The 14,921-nt window shown below is 66.0% G+C and carries 23 protein-coding genes; 2 read left to right on the plus strand and 21 right to left on the minus strand.

Annotated elements, in window-relative coordinates; genetic code table 11:
* Positions 1-61 precede the first annotated feature (61 nt).
* The 14 genes from rpsK to rplN form a co-directional block, all read right to left on the minus strand.
* Entirely contained in the window at positions 62-466 is a 405-nt protein-coding gene (gene rpsK, locus FHT32_RS13530) for a 30S ribosomal protein S11 (RefSeq protein ID WP_009124825.1), read from the minus strand.
* A gap of 12 nt (positions 467-478) precedes the next feature.
* Positions 479-844 carry a 30S ribosomal protein S13 gene (rpsM, locus tag FHT32_RS13535; RefSeq protein ID WP_013544105.1) on the minus strand — a complete coding sequence of 122 codons (366 nt, stop codon included), beginning with the start codon at positions 842-844 and terminating at the stop codon, positions 479-481.
* 23 nt (positions 845-867) lie between these two features.
* A complete protein-coding gene (gene rpmJ / locus FHT32_RS13540; RefSeq protein ID WP_013544106.1) occupies positions 868-981 on the minus strand; it encodes a 50S ribosomal protein L36 in 114 nt (37 codons plus the stop codon).
* Positions 982-1,045: 64 nt separating this feature from the next.
* Positions 1,046-2,359 (minus strand): preprotein translocase subunit SecY, encoded by a 1,314-nt coding sequence (gene secY, locus FHT32_RS13545; protein WP_176665147.1) that lies wholly within the window; start codon positions 2,357-2,359, stop codon positions 1,046-1,048.
* A 27-nt stretch (positions 2,360-2,386) separates the two neighbouring features.
* Positions 2,387-2,818 carry a 50S ribosomal protein L15 gene (gene rplO, locus FHT32_RS13550; RefSeq protein WP_019653975.1) on the minus strand — a complete coding sequence of 144 codons (432 nt, stop codon included), beginning with the start codon at positions 2,816-2,818 and terminating at the stop codon, positions 2,387-2,389.
* A gap of 11 nt (positions 2,819-2,829) precedes the next feature.
* Positions 2,830-3,015, minus strand: coding sequence for a 50S ribosomal protein L30 (gene rpmD, locus FHT32_RS13555; protein WP_009124818.1), 186 nt, complete (start codon positions 3,013-3,015; stop codon positions 2,830-2,832).
* Positions 3,016-3,050: 35 nt separating this feature from the next.
* A complete protein-coding gene (rpsE, locus tag FHT32_RS13560) occupies positions 3,051-3,569 on the minus strand; it encodes a 30S ribosomal protein S5 (protein ID WP_176665148.1) in 519 nt (172 codons plus the stop codon).
* An 18-nt stretch (positions 3,570-3,587) separates the two neighbouring features.
* The gene (gene rplR / locus FHT32_RS13565) at positions 3,588-3,953 is read right to left on the minus strand and encodes a 50S ribosomal protein L18 (RefSeq protein ID WP_026346312.1); all 366 of its coding nucleotides are present in this window, start codon (positions 3,951-3,953) and stop codon (positions 3,588-3,590) included.
* Between the two features lie 14 nt (positions 3,954-3,967).
* Complete coding sequence (gene rplF / locus FHT32_RS13570; protein ID WP_176665149.1) at positions 3,968-4,501, minus strand: 50S ribosomal protein L6; 534 nt, start codon at positions 4,499-4,501, stop codon at positions 3,968-3,970.
* 24 nt (positions 4,502-4,525) lie between these two features.
* The gene (gene rpsH, locus FHT32_RS13575) at positions 4,526-4,921 is read right to left on the minus strand and encodes a 30S ribosomal protein S8 (RefSeq protein ID WP_176665150.1); all 396 of its coding nucleotides are present in this window, start codon (positions 4,919-4,921) and stop codon (positions 4,526-4,528) included.
* Between the two features lie 20 nt (positions 4,922-4,941).
* A complete protein-coding gene (gene rpsN / locus FHT32_RS13580) occupies positions 4,942-5,247 on the minus strand; it encodes a 30S ribosomal protein S14 (RefSeq protein ID WP_019653969.1) in 306 nt (101 codons plus the stop codon).
* Positions 5,248-5,255: 8 nt separating this feature from the next.
* Positions 5,256-5,795: a 50S ribosomal protein L5 gene (gene rplE, locus FHT32_RS13585; RefSeq protein ID WP_093196100.1), complete on the minus strand. Its 540-nt coding sequence runs from the start codon at positions 5,793-5,795 to the stop codon at positions 5,256-5,258.
* Between the two features lie 11 nt (positions 5,796-5,806).
* On the minus strand, positions 5,807-6,139 hold the full coding sequence (gene rplX, locus FHT32_RS13590; RefSeq protein ID WP_093196099.1) for a 50S ribosomal protein L24: 333 nt from the start codon (positions 6,137-6,139) through the stop codon (positions 5,807-5,809).
* A gap of 12 nt (positions 6,140-6,151) precedes the next feature.
* Complete coding sequence (gene rplN, locus FHT32_RS13595; RefSeq protein ID WP_009124801.1) at positions 6,152-6,520, minus strand: 50S ribosomal protein L14; 369 nt, start codon at positions 6,518-6,520, stop codon at positions 6,152-6,154.
* 310 nt (positions 6,521-6,830) lie between these two features.
* Between rplN and FHT32_RS13600 the strand changes: the two genes are divergently transcribed.
* Entirely contained in the window at positions 6,831-7,922 is a 1,092-nt protein-coding gene (locus tag FHT32_RS13600; RefSeq protein WP_256099010.1) for an esterase-like activity of phytase family protein, read from the plus strand.
* On the plus strand, positions 7,919-8,776 hold the full coding sequence (proC, locus tag FHT32_RS13605) for a pyrroline-5-carboxylate reductase (protein ID WP_176665151.1): 858 nt from the start codon (positions 7,919-7,921) through the stop codon (positions 8,774-8,776). The genes FHT32_RS13600 and proC overlap by 4 nt, the downstream gene beginning before the upstream one ends.
* A gap of 20 nt (positions 8,777-8,796) precedes the next feature.
* Here the strand turns inward: proC and FHT32_RS13610 are convergent, their stop codons facing one another.
* The 7 genes from FHT32_RS13610 to FHT32_RS13640 all read right to left on the minus strand — a co-directional run bounded on the left by FHT32_RS13610 (position 8,797) and on the right by FHT32_RS13640 (position 14,919).
* Complete coding sequence (locus tag FHT32_RS13610) at positions 8,797-9,288, minus strand: MaoC/PaaZ C-terminal domain-containing protein (RefSeq protein WP_371132177.1); 492 nt, start codon at positions 9,286-9,288, stop codon at positions 8,797-8,799.
* On the minus strand, positions 9,285-10,184 hold the full coding sequence (gene ubiA, locus FHT32_RS13615; RefSeq protein ID WP_176665152.1) for a 4-hydroxybenzoate octaprenyltransferase: 900 nt from the start codon (positions 10,182-10,184) through the stop codon (positions 9,285-9,287). Before ubiA ends, FHT32_RS13610 begins: the two co-directional genes overlap by 4 nt.
* Complete coding sequence (locus tag FHT32_RS13620; protein WP_019653962.1) at positions 10,174-10,749, minus strand: Dps family protein; 576 nt, start codon at positions 10,747-10,749, stop codon at positions 10,174-10,176. Before FHT32_RS13620 ends, ubiA begins: the two co-directional genes overlap by 11 nt.
* A gap of 151 nt (positions 10,750-10,900) precedes the next feature.
* On the minus strand, positions 10,901-11,866 hold the full coding sequence (locus FHT32_RS13625) for a LysR substrate-binding domain-containing protein (protein WP_176665153.1): 966 nt from the start codon (positions 11,864-11,866) through the stop codon (positions 10,901-10,903).
* A 67-nt stretch (positions 11,867-11,933) separates the two neighbouring features.
* Positions 11,934-13,172, minus strand: coding sequence for an acyltransferase (locus FHT32_RS13630; protein ID WP_176665154.1), 1,239 nt, complete (start codon positions 13,170-13,172; stop codon positions 11,934-11,936).
* Positions 13,173-13,338: 166 nt separating this feature from the next.
* Positions 13,339-13,560, minus strand: a complete 222-nt coding sequence (locus FHT32_RS13635) for an MbtH family protein (RefSeq protein ID WP_176665155.1) — start codon at positions 13,558-13,560, stop codon at positions 13,339-13,341.
* Positions 13,561-13,596: 36 nt separating this feature from the next.
* Positions 13,597-14,919, minus strand: coding sequence for a glycosyltransferase (locus FHT32_RS13640; RefSeq protein ID WP_176665156.1), 1,323 nt, complete (start codon positions 14,917-14,919; stop codon positions 13,597-13,599).
* Positions 14,920-14,921: the final 2 nt, after the last annotated feature.

Genomic DNA, 14,921 nt, shown 5'->3' on the forward strand with positions numbered 1-14,921 from the left:
TTAGTAAAAAAACAAACGCGCAGCCGCTATTCAAAGCCGGCTGCGCCTTGCGGACTGACGATCAGATGCGGCGACGCTTCTGGGGACGGCAGCCGTTGTGCGGAACGGGCGTCACGTCGGCAATGGAATTGATCCGGATGCCGAGCGCAGCCAGTGCGCGCACCGACGATTCGCGACCGGGGCCGGGGCCCTTGATCTCGACGTCGAGGTTCTTGATGCCTTGTTCGACAGCAGCACGGCCGGCAACTTCCGAAGCGACCTGCGCAGCGAACGGGGTCGACTTGCGCGAGCCCTTGAAGCCCTGGCCACCCGACGAAGCCCACGACAGGGCGTTGCCCTGGCGATCGGTGATCGTGATGATGGTGTTGTTGAACGAAGCGTGCACGTGAGCGATACCGTCCGCGACGTTCTTGCGAACCTTCTTGCGAACGCGCTGTGCGGCGTTGTTTGCAGGTGCTTTAGCCATGCTGTTCTATCCTTATTTCTTCAGGGACTGCGCAGCCTTGCGCGGACCCTTGCGGGTGCGGGCGTTGGTGCGCGTGCGCTGGCCGCGCATCGGCAGGCCGCGACGGTGACGGAAGCCGCGGTAGCAGCCGATGTCCATCAGGCGCTTGATGTTCATCGTCGTCTCGCGACGCAGGTCGCCTTCGATCGTGAACAGTGCGATCTGGTCGCGAATCTTCTCGAGATCGGCGTCGGTCAGATCCTTGATCTTCTTCGAATACTCGATGCCGCTCGCTTCGCAGATCTGACGGGCGCGGGTGCGACCGATGCCGAAGATGGCGGTCAGGCCGATTTCAGCGTGCTTGTGCGGCGGGATGTTGATGCCAGCAATACGTGCCATGTGCGTCCTCTAATACTCTTCAATCAACCCTGGCGCTGCTTGTGGCGCGGGTCGGTGCAGATCACGCGCACCACACCCTTGCGGCGGATGACCTTGCAATTACGGCAGATGGTTTTGACCGAAGCCGAAACTCTCATTTCACTCTCCTAAAACTGTTTAACGTGGCGGTCTACCGCCCGGACTCAATACTGAAACACAGCCCTACGATGTCTTGAAGTTAGCCTTCTTCAGCAGCGATTCGTACTGCTGGGACATCATGTAGTTTTGCACCTGGGCCATGAAGTCCATCGTGACGACCACGATGATCAGCAGGGAGGTACCACCGAAGTAGAACGGCACGTTGTACTTCAGGATCAGGAACTCTGGCAGCAGGCAGACGAAGGTGATGTACACCGCGCCAGCCAGCGTCAGGCGAACCAGAATCTTGTCGATGTAGCGAGCGGTCTGGTCACCCGGGCGGATGCCAGGAATGAATGCACCACTCTTCTTCAGGTTGTCGGCCGTTTCCTTGCTGTTGAACACGAGTGCCGTGTAGAAGAAGCAGAAGAAAACGATCGCAGCGGCATACAGCAGCACGTAGATCGGTTCGCCGGGGCGCAGCGCGCTGGCCACGTCCTTGATCCAGCGGAAGCCACCTTCGCCGGTGCTGAACCAGCCGACCACCGTTGCCGGCAGCAGGATGATCGACGAAGCGAAGATCGGAGGGATCACGCCAGCCATGTTCAGCTTCAGCGGCAGGTGCGACGACTGGCCGCCATACACCTTGTTGCCGACCTGGCGCCGCGCATAGTTCACGAGGATCTTGCGCTGGCCACGTTCCACGAACACCACGAAGTAGGTGACCAGCACCACCACGGCGACGATGAAGAGCGCGACGATCACGTTCATAGCGCCGGTACGCACCAGCTCCAGCAGACCGCCGATGGCGTTGGGCAGACCGGCCGCGATACCCGCGAAGATCAGGATCGAGATGCCGTTGCCGAGACCGCGTTCGGTGATCTGCTCGCCGAGCCACATCAGGAACATCGAACCTGCCGTCAGGCTCACCATGGCGGTCAGGCGGAAGCCGAAACCGGGCGAGATGACCAGGCCGGCCGACGACTCGAGAGCCACCGCGATGCTGAACGACTGGAACAGGGCCAGGCCCAGCGCGCCATAGCGCGTGTACTGCGTGATCTTGCGGCGGCCGGCCTCGCCTTCCTTCTTCAATTGCTCGAAGGTCGGAAGCACGTAGGTCATCAGCTGCATGATGATCGACGCCGAGATGTACGGCATGATCCCCAACGCGAACACGGTGAAGCGCGACAGCGCACCGCCCGAGAACATGTTGAACAGGCTCAGAATGCCGCCCTGCTGGCCCTGGAACAGCGCAGCCAGCTGGTCCGGGTTGATGCCCGGCACAGGGATGTGCGCGCCAATCCGGTAGACCACGAGCGCGAGCAGCAAGAAGACGAGCCGACGACGGAGGTCGCCGAACTTGCCTGTCTTTGCGATCGTTGCCGCGTTAGTTGCCACGAAGAACTTCTTTCAGTCCGATGATGATCAGGCGATGCTGCCGCCGGCGGCTTCGATAGCAGCCTTGGCGCCAGCCGTTGCGCCCACGCCCGTCAGCTTGACGGCCTTGGTGAGCTCACCGGTCTTCACGACCTTGACGACCTTGGCGAGCTGGCCCACGAGGCCGGCTTGCTTCAGCGCCAGGATGTCCACTTCGGCCAGGCCGAGCTGCTCGAGAGCGGTCAACGTGACTTCGGCGTTGAACTTCAGCAGGTGCGACTTGAAGCCACGCTTCGGCAGGCGACGCTGCAGCGGCATTTGACCGCCTTCGAAGCCGACCTTGTGGAAACCGCCTGCGCGCGACTTCTGGCCCTTGTGACCGCGACCCGAGGTCTTGCCCAGGCCGGAGCCGATACCGCGGCCAACGCGGCGCTTGGCGTGCTTGGCGCCATCCGCCGGCTTGATGCCATTGAGTTCCATATCAGTCTCTCTTACAGAACTTTGACCAGATAACTGATCTTGTTGATCATGCCGCGCACTGCGGGCGTGTCTTGCAGTTCGCTCACGCTGTTGAGCTTGCGCAGGCCGAGGCCACGCACGGTCGCGCGATGCGATTCCTTGGTGCCGATCGGGCTCTTGACCAGCTGCACCTTGAGGGTTTGTTGTTGCGTCGTCATTTGAATGCTTCCTTCAGCCTTGCGAGAGCTCGCGCTCAGGCGAAGATTTCTTCGACGGTGAGGCCGCGCTTGGCAGCCACCTGGCCCGCCGTCGTCGAGTTCTTCAACCCGTCGAGCGTGGCGCGAACCATGTTGTAGGGGTTCGACGAACCATGGCTCTTGGCCACGATGTCGGTGATACCCATCACTTCGAACACGGCGCGCATCGGGCCGCCGGCGATGATGCCGGTACCCTTGGGAGCCGGGTACATCACCACCGTTGCAGCGCCATGATGGCCTTGCACCTGGTGGTGCAGCGTGCCGTTCTTGATCGAAACCTTCAGCAGGTTGCGACGCGCTTCTTCCATTGCCTTCTGCACTGCAGCGGGCACTTCCTTCGACTTGCCCTTGCCCATGCCGACGCGGCCATCGCCGTCACCGACGACGGTGAGTGCTGCGAAACCGAGGATACGACCACCCTTCACCACCTTGGTGACGCGGTTGATCGCGATCATCTTCTCGCGCAAACCGTCCTCAGGGCCTTCGTTCTGAGCTCTTGCCTGAATCTTTGCCATTTTGAATCTCGTGTCCGGTTAGAACTGCAGGCCGGCTTCGCGGGCGGCTTCGGCCAGCGCCTTGACGCGGCCGTGGTAGGCAAAGCCTGCGCGGTCGAAAGCGACCTTCTCGATGCCGGCTGCCTTCGCCTTTTCAGCGATGCGCTTGCCGACGGCGGTGGCTGCTGCGGCATTGCCGCCCTTGCCCGAACCGCCGAGCGAGGTACGCACTTCGGCTTCTGCCGTCGATGCGGTTGCAATCACCTTGGCGCCGTCGCCGGAGATGACGGTGGCGTAGATGTGCAGGTTGGTGCGGTTCACCGTCAGACGGGCCACGCCCTGCGTCGCGATGCGAATGCGGGTCTGGCGCGAGCGGCGAAGACGCTGTGCTTTTTTGGTCAACATCATTTTGCTGCCCCTTACTTCTTCTTGGTCTCTTTGATCACGATCTTCTCGTCCGCATAGCGGATGCCCTTGCCCTTGTAGGGCTCTGGCGGACGAACAGCGCGGATCTCAGCAGCGATTTGACCAACGCGCTGACGGTCAGCACCCTTGATCACGATTTCGGTCGGGGTCGCGGTGGCCACCGTGATGCCTTGCGGCATGTCGATGTTGACCGGGTGCGAGTAACCGACTTGCAGGTTCAGCTTGGCGCCGGTCGCCGCGGCCTTGTAGCCGACGCCGATCAGGTTGAGCTTCTTCTCGAAGCCCTTGGTCACGCCAACCACCATGTTGTTCACCAGCTGGCGGATCGTGCCGCTCATGGCGTTCGCTTCACGCGAATCATTGGCGGGTTCGAAGTTCAGCTTGCCGTCCTTGCTGACGACGTTGACCAGTGCGTTGCGCGACAGGTTGAGCGTGCCGCCCGAACCCTTGACGCTGATCTGGTCTTCCTTGATCGACACATCCACGCCTGCGGGGATGGTGATCGGCATTTTTCCTACTCGGGACATTTCAGTAACTCCTCGATGTCTCGGTTAGGCGACGTAGCACAGAACTTCGCCGCCGACACCGGTAGCGCGAGCCTTGCGATCGGTCATCACGCCCTTGGGGGTCGTGACGATCGCAACGCCGAGGCCGTTCTGGACTTGCGGGATGGCGGCGCTGGCCTTGTAGACGCGCAGGCCGGGGCGGCTCACGCGTTCGATACGTTCGATGACCGGGCGGCCAGCGTAGTACTTCAGCGTGATGACGAGCTCGGACTTGCCGGCATCGGTCTTGACTTCGAAACCGTCGATGTAGCCCTCGTCCTTCAGGACTTGTGCAATCGCAGCCTTCACCTTGGAAGACGGGATCGACACAGTGGGCTTCGCCACCATCTGCGCGTTGCGGATACGCGTCAGCAGGTCGGCAATGGGATCACTCATGCTCATGTTGTTTGCTCCTGCCTGGCTTACCAGCTGGCCTTGGTGACACCGGGGATGTCGCCGTTGAAAGCCAGTTCGCGGATCTTGGCGCGGGCCAGACCGAATTGACGGAAGGTGCCACGGGGGCGACCGGTGATTTCGCAACGGTTGCGCTGACGCGTGGGGTTCGCGTTGCGCGGCAGCTTCTGCAGCGCCAGGCGTGCAGCAGCGCGCTCTTCTTCGGTCTTCTTCAGGTCGTTGGAGGCTGCCTTCAGTTCGGCGTGCTTCGCTGCGAACTTGGCAACCAGCTTGTCGCGCTTGAGTTCGCGCTGGATCAAAGATGCTTTAGCCACAGGTCACCTCAGTTCTTGAACGGGAAACGGAAGCCAGCGAGAAGCGCCTTGGCTTCTTCGTCGGTCTTGGCCGTCGTCGTGATGCTGATATTGAGACCGCGCAGGGCATCGACCTTGTCGTACTCGATCTCGGGGAAAATGATCTGTTCCTTGACGCCGATGTTGTAGTTGCCACGGCCATCGAAAGCACGGCCGGAGATACCACGGAAGTCGCGAACGCGCGGCAGCGCGATGGTCACGAAGCGGTCCAGGAATTCGTACATGTGCACGCCACGCAGCGTGACCATGCAGCCGATCGGCTGGTTTTCGCGGATCTTGAAGCCGGCGATGGCCTTCTTCGACTTGGTGACCACGGGCTTCTGGCCGGCGATCTTGGTCAGGTCGGCAACGGCGTTGTCGAGGACCTTCTTGTCGGCGACTGCTTCACCCACACCCATGTTGAGCGTGATCTTGGTGAGGCGCGGGACCTGCATCGGCGACGTGTAGCCGAACTTTTCCGTCAGGTCTTTCGCGATCTTTTCGCGATAGTGTTGTTGGAGACGTGCCATGTGAGTACCTCTTAGGCGAACTTGATTTCTTCGCCGCTCGACTTGAACACGCGAACAGCCACGCGCTTGCCGTCAGCATCCTGGGTGACCTTGACGCCCACGCGATCGGCCTTGCCGGTCGCGGCGTTGAAGATCGCCACGTTGGATTGGTGAATCGGCATGGCCTTCTCGACGATGCCACCGGTCGTACCCTTCAGGGGGTTCGGCTTGGTGTGCTTCTTGACGAGGTTGATGCCTTCAATGACCACGTGCGAGTCATCCTTGCGCAGCGAGACGGTGCCCCGCTTGCCCTTGTCGCGGCCGGCCAACACGATGACCTGGTCGCCCTTGCGAATCTTGTTCATGGCGTTGTGTCCTTAGAGAACTTCGGGTGCCAGCGACACGATCTTCATGAACTTCTCGGTGCGCAGTTCGCGCGTGACCGGTCCGAAGATGCGGGTGCCGATGGGCTCCAGCTTGGCGTTGAGCAACACTGCTGCGTTGCCGTCGAATTTCACGAGCGAGCCGTCGGCGCGACGGATGCCCTTGGCGGTGCGGACCACCACTGCGCTGTAGATCTCGCCCTTCTTGACGCGACCACGCGGAGCGGCTTCCTTGATGCTGACCTTGATGACGTCGCCCACGCTGGCGTAACGCCGCTTGGAGCCACCGAGCACCTTGATACACAGGACGGATTTCGCGCCCGTGTTGTCGGCCACTTCGAGCCGGGATTCAGTTTGGATCATTTCTTGATATTCCCAACTTGTACCGATGCGCCTCCAGGAGGGAGGCAAATCAGTCAGTCTTGGGCCCGTCGTCCATACCCCGAACCACTCGGGGCACTTCCGCTTTGGGCTGAAAGCTCCGCCTTTTGAAGGCGAAGCCTGCGATTGTTGCACGCGAAGGCCGGGAAGTCAACAACCCTGTTTGAGGCGAGACGGTGCCACTAGACTTCGGGGCGTGCGCCCGACCGAAAAGCCCGAGAAATCCATCCTTTCGACCTCATTGCCGCTGCCGCGCCGCCGCCTTCTGCTGGCCGGCGGCGCCGGGCTGGCGATGCTGGGCATGGCCGGCTGCAAGGGCGGCGCGACGCCCAGCCCGGACTCCGGCCGGCTGCGCCGCATCGCCGAGGCGCGATGGCCGCACCGCCTTCATATAGAAGGAACCACGGCCGGGGGCCTCTCGGGCATCGACTACGACCCGATCCGAGGTGAGTACCTGCTCATCAGCGACGACCGATCGGATCTGGCTCCCGTGCGCTATTACATCGCCCGCTGGCCCGACCCGCCGGCCGCGCCGCCCGAGCCTGCGGGCGTGGTTCAGCTGCAACGTCCCGGCGGCGGCCCATGGCCGAACCGGCGCAACGCGGTCGACGGCCTTCCGGTTCCGGACCCCGAGGCCCTCCGGCTGCGCCCCGCCACCAACACACTGCTGTGGACCAGCGAAGGCGACGTCGCCCGCGGCTTCGGCCCGGCGCTGTACGAATCGGCCCGCGACGGCCGCTTCCTGCGCGAATTCCCGATGCCGGCGATGTTCCAGCCCGACCAGGCAAAGCGTCGCGGCCCGCGCGACAACCTGACTTTCGAGGGCATCAGCCTCACGCCCGACGGCCGCTTCGCCTGGCTGGCGATGGAAAACGCCCTGATCCAGGACGGCCCCGAACCCGCCATCGGCGCCGCCGGCGGACCCTGCCGCTTCACGCGGATCGACCTGGAGACCGGCCAGCCCGACCGCCAGATCGCCTACGTTCCCGACGCCATCCCGCTGCGCCCGCTGGTTCCCGGAAGCTACGCCGACAACGGCGTGAGCGAGATCCTGATGCTCGACGCCGACCGCATGCTGGTGCTGGAGCGCGCCTACGCCACCGGCCGCGGCAATTCGCTGCGCCTGTATGAAATAGACACCCGCGCCGCCAGCGACGTGCTCGCGGTCGATACGCTGGCGCCCGGCAACCACCGGCCGGCAGCCAAGACGCTGGTGGCCGACTTCGCCACGCTGGGCCTCTCCCGGCTCGACAACACCGAAGGCATGTGCTGGGGCCCGCCCCTGCCCGGCGGCGGGCGCATGCTGGTGGTCGTGAGCGACGACAATTTCAATCCGCTTCAAATCACCCAGTTCGCCGCCTTCGAATACGCCGACCGACCATGACCATCGCCGTGACCTTCCTGCCCCGCACCGGCCCCGCGCCGCTGCCTCCCGTCGCCTTCATCGGGGGCGGCAACATGGCCAGCGCCATCATCGGCGGCCTGATCCAGCAAGGCACCCCGGCGGATGCCTTCGAGGTGGTCGAGCCCTTCGACGAGGCCCGCGCGAAGCTGGCGCAGTCCTTCGGCATCGTCGCGAAGGCCGAGGCGGGCGAGGCGCTGTCGCGCTGCGGCGTGGTGGTCTGGGCGGTAAAGCCCCAGACCTTCGCCGAGGCCGCCAGGCCGGTCCGCGCCTTCGCCGCCGACGCCCTGCACCTGAGCGTGGCCGCCGGCATTCCGTCCGACAGCATCGCGCGCTGGCTCGGCACCGAGCGCGTGGTGCGCGCGATGCCCAACACGCCCGCGCTGGTCGGCAAGGGCATGACCGGCCTGTTCGCCCGGCCCGGCGTCGAGAGCGCCGACCGCTCGACGGTCGGGCAGTTGCTTGCGCCCACCGGCGAGCTGCTCTGGGTCGACACCGAACCGGCGCTCGACGCCGTCACCGCCATGTCGGGCTCCGGTCCGGCCTATGTCTTCTATTTCATCGAGGCGATGGCCGAGGCCGGCACCGAGATGGGCCTGACGCCCGAGCAGGCCCTGCGCCTGGCCATCGGCACCTTCACCGGCGCCTCGGCACTGGCGCATAGCGCGACCGAGCCGCCGTCGGTGCTACGCGAGCGCGTGACCTCCAAGGGCGGCACGACCTACGCGGCCATCACCTCGATGCAGGCGGCGGACGTGAAGTCCCAGTTCAAGACCGCGATCCGCGCGGCGCAGAAGCGTGCCGCGGAGCTGGGCGAGGAATTCGGCCGCGGCTGACCAGGGGCACCGGGCAGGACTCAGCCCGCGGCCAGCGCACGTGGGCCGAGCAGGAACAGCCATTCGGCGGCCAGCGTGACGGTGCCGTCTTCGAGTTCCAGCCAGACCTCTTCCTTCAGCAGGAAGCTGTCGCCAGCCTTCGGCGTCACGTCCGCGATGCGAACCCGCGCCCGGAAGCGCGCGCCCACAGGCATCGGCCGCACGAAGCGCAGGCGGTCGAAGCCGTAGTTGAGGGCGTGGTTCGAGTCGAAGGGCAGCAATGTGCGCATGGCCTCGCCGGTCAGCCGGATGAGATGCGACACCTGGAAGAAGCCCTGCACGATGGTGCCGCCGTAGCCGGCCTCGCTCGCCGCGCGCTCGGGATCGAGGTGGATCCACTCGCCCTCGCCGTCGCCCGAGAGCTCCGAGTAGCGGTCGACCATCTCCTGCGTGATGCGGTGCCAGCCGGAGTGACCCTCCTGGCCGATCTTCTGCCTCAACCGCTCCAGCATGCCGGCCATGGTCGTGCTCACCGCAGCGCGTAGCCGGCCACGACGCCGGCGAACACGGTGAAGCCCAGCCAGTGGTTCAGGCGGAAGGCCTTGAAGCAGCCTTCGCGCGTGCGGTCGTGGATCAGCCGCCAGTGCCACAGCGCCTGAGCCGCGGCCACCGCGATGCCCACATAGAACAGCACGCCCAGCGAACGGCTCGCGCCGGCCCAGGTCCAGACGGCGAGGAAGATCGCGTAGCTCGTCATCACCGCCGCCACGTCGAGGCGGCCGAAGGTGATGGCCGACGTCTTCATGCCGATCTTGAGGTCGTCGTCGCGGTCGACCATGGCGTACTCGGTGTCGTAGGCCAGCACCCAGAAGAGGTTGCCCGCGAGCAGCACCGCGGCGAAGAGCGGCACTGCGGACTGCACGGCCGCGAAGGCCATCGGAATGCCGAAGCTGAAGGCAACGCCCAGCACCGCCTGCGGCACCGAGACGAAGCGCTTGGCGAAGGGATACACCAGCGTGATGGCCAGCGCCGCGAACGACCACTGCACCGTCGTGCGGTTGGTCGTGAGCACCAACCCGAAGGACACCAGCGCCAGCACCACGCCCAGCCCCAGCGCTTCCTTGACCGACATCGCGCCGCTGGTCACGGGCCGCTGCGCGGTGCGCTTCACGTGGCGGTCGAAGTCGCGGTCGGCCACGTCGTTCACGCAGCAGCCGGCGCTGCGCATGAGGAAGGTGCCGAGCGTGAACACGACCAGCAGGTGCCAGCCCGGCCAGCCGCCCGCCGCGAACCACAGCGCGCCCAGCGTGGGCCACAGCAGCAGCAGCCAGCCCGCCGGACGGTTCCAGCGGATCAGGTCGAGATACAACGCAAAACGCCCGCGGTGAACCGCGGGCGCGATGGCGGAAGGGGCGGAATCAGTCTTCAAGGAGGGAACGCAGCATCCAGGCCGTCTGGTCGTGCACCGTGCAGCGCGCGGTCAGCATGTCGGCCGTCGGGTCGTCGCCGGCTTCCTCGGCGACAGGAATGAATTCGCGCGCGATGCGCGACACGGTCTCGTGGCCCTTCACCAGAATGCGCACCATCTCCATCGCCTTGGGCGGGTTCTGAGGCACGTCGGGCACGGTGGCGATCTTGCTGAACTCGGCGTACGAGCCCGGCGCGTAGTGGCCCAGCGCGCGGATGCGCTCGGCGATCACGTCGGTCGCGCCCCACAGCTCGGTGTACTGCTGCATGAACATGGCGTGCAGCGAGTTGAAGTGCGGGCCCGTCACGTTCCAGTGGAAGTTGTGCGTGGTGAGGTAGAGCGTGTAGGTGTCGGCCAGCACGCGGCTCAGGCCTTCGGCGATGGCGGCGCGGTCCTGGCGCTCGATGCCGATGTTGATGATGGGCGCGTTGCGGCTGCCCGACTCCTGCGCGACCTGCTTGCCGCCCTTCTTGGGCACCTTGCCGGCGGAAGAGGCGGGCGACGGTTTCTTAGAGTCCTTGGCCATGGCGGGAGATCCTTTTCTTCAGTCGAGTTCTTGGAGGGATGTGTGGCTTCGATTCTGGAAGCCGGCACGCGGCTTCGCAACAGCGCCACTCTATCTCAGCGATCAACGATTCAAAACAGCCGCCGCGTAGGCCAAGTTCTCGAATCGCAACCTACGAAAGGCGCTTCACTCCCGGCAGCTCGCACGCATAGATCGCGTTGCGCAGCGCGGCGATGGCCTCGTAGCGCGTGAAGGTGCGCCGCCATGCGAGCACCACGCGGCGCGTGGGCGGATCGCGGTCCTGCGCATCGCGCACCGGCAGGTAGCGCACCATCTGCTCGGGCTCCTTGCGGCCCTTGACCTTCGGCTTGATCGCATCGGCCGGCACCGACAGGCGCGGCACCAGCGTCACGCCCATGCCCGAGGCCACCATGTGCTTGATGGTCTCCAGCGACGAGCCCTCGAAGCTCTTGCGGATGCCCTCGGCGTTGCTCGAGAAGCGCGCGAATTCGGGGCACACCTCCAGCACGTGGTCGCGGAAGCAGTGGCCGGTGCCCAGCAGCAGCATCGTCTCGCTCTGCAGCTCCTCGGACGTGACGGATTCGCGGTCGGCGAACTTGTGCTTGCTCGGCAGCGCGGCCATGAAGGGCTCGTCGTACAGCGGCGCCATCGCGAGGCCGGTGTCGGGAAAGGGCTCGGCCATGATGGCGCAGTCGATCTCGCCGGCGCGCAGCATCTCCAGCAGCTTGGCGGTGAAATTCTCCTGCAGCACCAGCGGCATCTGCGGCGTGCGCGCGATCACCTGGCGCACCAGGTCGGGCAGCAGGTACGGCCCGATGGTGTAGATCACGCCCAGGTTCAGCGGACCGGCCAGCGGATCCTTGCCGCGCTTGGCGATCTCCTTGATGCTGGCGGCCTGGTCGAGCACGCTCTGGGCCTGCTGGACGATCTGCTCGCCCAGCGGCGTGACGGTCACTTCGCCGGCGCTGCGCTCGAAGAGCTTGACTTCGAGCTCGTCCTCGAGCTTCTTGATTGCGACGGAGAGAGTGGGCTGCGAAACGTAGCAGGCCTCGGCCGCCTTGCCGAAGTGCCTTTCGCGGGCCACTGCGACGATGTATTTGAGTTCGGTGAGAGTCATAGCTTGCGTCAATTATGCGCAAGGGTATGTCACGAGGATGGCTTGGGGTCTTGTAGCCCGCCCCCGTTCACGGCCGGGCGGCCTGCGCAGCGGGCATCGGGCGCGCGCCGGACCGCAGGCGCCGTCCGCGCGCGATGCCCGGCTTCTCGACCAGCCGGTAGCTCGCGACCGATGCCGCCGCCAGCAGCAGGGCGCAGCCCGCGCCCACCAACCAGTAGGCCGTCGGCCCCGACATCGCGAACGCCCTCACCGGCGGCACCGCGAACACCAGGGTCAGCACGAGCCCCTGGAGCAGGTAGATGCTGTAGCTCACCGTGCTCATGCGCCGGGCCGCGCGCGTGCCCAGCAGGCCGAAGAGCGTGCTGCCCGTGCACACCAGGTGGAAGAACACCCAGAGCAGCAGCACCTGCACGGGGCCGACCATGTGCCCGAAACCGAGGAACACCCCCGCGAGGCAAGCCAGCGCAAGCAGCGACGCCTCCCGCTGCGGCAGCCGCGGCCCCTTGCGACGGACCAGCCACGCCGACAGCATGCCCATGAGGAAGGACGCCAGCACCCAGGCCAGCGCGCCGATCACCAGCGCGAGCGTCGGCCGCGAGGGCGTGGCCCCCGGCGACAGCGCCCCGAAGACCAGCAGCGGCAGGCACACCAGCAGCATGCCGCCGATAACGAAGCGCGGCGTGCGGGCCCCGCGCGCGAGCGGGGCCATCGGCCGCAGCGCGCCGTAGAACAGCCACTCCACGAACACCGTCCAGGTGACGCCCGCGAGGATCAGCGTCGTGCCCACGTAGCCGTTGATGTCCGGCTGAAGCGGCCAGATGCCGAGGGCCAGCCACTGCAGCACCTCGGCCAGCACGGACCACGCCGGCTCCCTGAGCTCGAAGCCGGTTCTCCAGCCGACGACGAGGAACATCAGCCCCACGGCCAGCAGATAGGTCGGCCCGATGCGCCAGAGCCGGCCGGTGTACAGCCCCCTCCAATCGGGCCGCCCTTTCGCGTCGAGCAGCTTTCCCCAGAACAGGAAGGCGGTGATCATGAAGAAGACGCCCACGCCTGCCTGCCCCAGCAGGGTGTGGAAGCCCGAGGGCGGAAAGGTCCACTCGCCGCGCTCGATGTAGCCGTGGGTCACCATCAGGTGGTGCACGAAGACGCTCAGCGCGAGAAAGCCGCGCAGCCCGTCGAGCGTTGCGGTGCGGCGGTCGCGGGCGTCGTGCGGCTCGTCGGCAGCGCGGAACACCGGCAGCGCCATCGCACCGAGCACCACCAGCACGAGCACGAAGTACGGCCAGGGCGAGAAGACGCTCATCGCCGTTGCGGCCTGCCTTGCCGCCGCGGTCTTTCCTGCCTTCCCTGCGCCGGCACTGCGCGCTCTTGCCGGTCGCCGGGAGCGACGCTCACCTCATCGGCGACCGACGTGCGGAACCGCGACGCATACGCCCAGGCGGCGCCGCGCCGGTGCAGCGCGAACACCCTCATGCGCCTGCGGCATCGAGATCCCTGGCCGCGAGCGAGCGCGGGCGCATGTCGGTCCAGTTCGCCTCGATGTAGGCGCCGCACGTGGCGCGGTCGGTGGCGGGCAGCGCCACCTTCCAGCCGGCGGGCACGTCGATGAAAGCCGGCCACAGCGAGTGCTGGCCTTCGTCGTTCACCAGCACCTGGAAGGTGCCGTCCTTGTCGTCAAACAGGTTGCTCATCGTCTGTTTCCTCGGGGGTTCTTCAATCGGGCCGGGTCAGGCCATGGCCAGGGATTCGGGCACCGCGGCCTCGCGCAGCGCCTCGAGCGCGGCCGATATCTCGGTGAGCGCGTGATGGCGCGCGAAGTCGTCGCGCAGCACGCCCGCGCGCTGGCGGTAGGCGGGCTCCTTCAGCAGCCTGCGCACCGCGTCGCCGATCTGGCGCGCGGTGGGCTGCCCGTTGCCCAGGTTGATGCCGGCGCCCGACCAGGCTACGCGCGCGGCAATCTCCGGCTTCTCCTCGGTGGCGCCGGCCACCACCAGCGGCACGCCGAGGCTCAGCGCATGGTTGACCGAGCCGTAGCCGCCATTGGTGACCATCGCGTGCACCTTCGGCAGCAGGCGGTCGTAGGGCAGGAAGGGCAGCACGCGCGCATTCGCAGGCACCGCCATGTTCAGCGCCTCGGGCTGCGGTCCGCCCGTGGTCGCAATGACCTGGATGTCGCCCGCGCCGGCCAGGCCCTGCAGCGTCGGGCCGATCAGTTGCGCCGGGTTCTGGTTGGCCAGCGTGCCCTGCGTCACCAGCACCACCGCGCGGCCGTCGTCCAGCTCGTGCCACCAGTCGGGCTCCACGAAGTCGCGGCTGGCGGGCGCGAGCAGCGGGCCCACGAAGCGCACCGAAGCCGGCAGGTCGCTGCGCGGGTATTCGAAGGATTCGGAAGTGAGCTGCAGGTAGACGTCCGGCAGCTTCACCATCGCGTCGATGAAGAACTCGGGCAGCGCCGGCAGGCCCGCGCAGGTCAGCAGCGCATCGAAGTAGCGCTGCACCTCGCCGAACATCGCCTGCCTGAGATTGGCGTTCATCGCGCGGTTGCGCACCCGCCCTTCCGGCGTGGACGACGGCGGCAGCGCGGTGCCGAAGAAGGCGGTGTCGCAGCTCGACAGCGGCAGCGCCGAGATGCCGATGCCCACGACGGCAGGGCGCTCCTCGCGCGGCCCCAGCAGCAGCGGGAAGGTGCCGCAGAACATGGTGTCGACCATGACGGCATCGGCCGGGAAGTCGCCCAGGATCGCGCGCAGGCCCCTGTGCTGCGCCGCCATGGCGTCGGCGAAGAAATGCTTCAGGCCGAAGCACAGCTGCGCATGCGCCGACGGCAGGCGCTGGCGCTGCGGAAAGCGCTGGTCGAGCTCGCGGTGGTCGAAGTCGATCGAGGCGTCGAAGGGCGTGAAGCCGGCGCCGGTGGCCTCGGCCTGTGCCCGGAAGCGGCTGGCCGTGTGCACCCGCACCTCGTGCCCCAGGCCCACGAGGTGCTGCGCGATGGCCAGCATCGGCAGCACGTGTCCCGGCAGCGGCGTCGCGGCGATGAGATAGCGCGCCATGG

The sequence above is a fragment of the Variovorax sp. SG517 genome, from assembly GCF_013376045.1.
Lineage (GTDB): Bacteria > Pseudomonadota > Gammaproteobacteria > Burkholderiales > Burkholderiaceae_C > Variovorax.